The organism is Microcystis sp. M53603_WE2, from assembly GCF_030065435.1.
Genome location: NZ_JASJFF010000783.1, coordinates 1 through 1,836, shown reverse-complemented (window position 1 = coordinate 1,836; position 1,836 = coordinate 1). Strand labels below are relative to the sequence as shown.

The following is a 1,836-nucleotide window of genomic DNA, read 5'->3' as shown; positions in this document are numbered from 1 at the left end:
TGAAATGGGGCGAAAGTCTGTGGACTCTGTGTAAGACAGTACATGGTTTTTTAACTGTGGTATGCGACGGTGGTGGAAGCAGAAACTTAAATCGTGAGGTTTAGGAATCGCCGCACTTTTAGGGCGGCGAGGATGTCAACGTGGATAAAAACACGCTATTTTATTAACCTATACTAACCGCGCTTTAGGAGTCAGCAGTTTTCATGGATTCCGTGACAACCCTCCAATGTCAAAACCTAACCTGTCTATCCCCGAACGCTCTCACTAATAGATTCTGTGAAAAATGCGGTACTCCTTTAGTTAAGCGCTATTTATGGATGATGGGTGATTGGGTGAGAACCTATTATCATGTTGGCGAGCTAATTGATAATCGTTATTTGGTCAAACAACCACAAATTGTTCTTGATACTAAACCCGCTCAAGCACCCCAAGCGCCGGACGAACCTCCTAGCTGGATTTCCCTCTACCTAAAATTGTTACCCTTCCATCTCCACATTCCCCAAGTCTATGGCTATATTCCCAGTCCCGATGAACGCTTAAATATGGACATCTGGCTGTTGGAATACGGCACTATTCCCCTCGATCAAACGGGAGAATTAATATATCCAGAACTATTGCCCACTCTAGCCGAGGTTTGGTCGCAAGCTTCCGATTTAAGACAAATTCACTGGTTATGGCAAATGGCCAAACTCTGGCATCCCCTTCAGAGAAAGGCTGTAGTCTCTAGTCTGCTCAACCCTTCACTGACGAGAGTGAATGATCAGCTGCTGCAATTGCTAGAATTAAGCAAAGATGAGGCCACCGCTCCCAATTTAAAAGATTTAGGAGCTTTCTGGACCGGTCTGATCCCGACGGCAGCCGCTAATATTCAAGATTTTCTCGTATCCCTGACCCAAGAGCTAGAATCCGGTGATCTCGATCGCCCGGAATCCCTGATCGCTATTCTCGATTATGCACTACAGCACTACGGTGGAGGTCAAGAACGCAGCTATGAGATTTTTACCTGCACTGATACCGGTCTGCTGCGGGAACACAACGAGGATGCCTGTTATCCCCCGACTAATCAGGCCATAACCCTCGCTCATGGTCAAAATCCCCTGGCGATTGTCTGTGATGGCATCGGCGGTCAGGAAGGGGGCGAAATCGCTGCTCAATTGGCGATCAAAACCCTGTCTAGGGAAATTAATCCCAGTCCCACCACTAATATTGAAATCTATCCCGATAGTTACAGTCTTATCCTCGAACAGGCGATTCGTGTCACCAATGATCTGATCAGTCAACGCAATGATCAGGAGTCAAGACAAGATCGTCAGCGCATGGGTACGACTCTAGTTATGGCTTTTGCCCAGGCCCAGGAAATGTACGCGGCCCATGTGGGGGATTCCCGCATCTATTGGATTACTGCCCACAGTTGTCATCAAGTGACGGTGGATGACGATCTCGCTTCCAGGGAAGTGAAATTAGGCTATCTCCTCTATTGTGATGCCATACAGTATCCCAACGCGGGGGCCTTGGTGCAAGCTTTGGGCATGAGTAGCGCCAATAATCTCCATCCCACCGTTCAGAGGTTGATTATTGATCAAGATTGTGTTTTTCTCCTCTGTTCCGATGGTTTAAGTGATTACGATCGGGTAGAACAATACTGGGACAGTGAAATTGTGCCTCTTTTGCGAGGAGAGAAAAATGTAACCGCCGTGGGGGAAAGTTTATTACAACTAGCTAACCAGAAAAACGGTCACGATAACTCCACCATCGCCCTAGTTTATTGTCGGGTAGTTCCTGCGGCTGAACCTGTCACGCCTTTAGTTTATGCTGAGGCCAAAGAACGGATTATTC

At 47.3% G+C, this 1,836-nt stretch carries 1 protein-coding gene; it reads left to right on the top strand.

Annotated features, from left to right (window positions below; translation table 11 throughout):
- Positions 1–203: 203 nt before the first annotated feature.
- The coding region (locus PX481_RS16760; protein WP_288095081.1) for a protein phosphatase 2C domain-containing protein at positions 204–1,836 on the top strand (1,633 nt) is incomplete at its 3' end.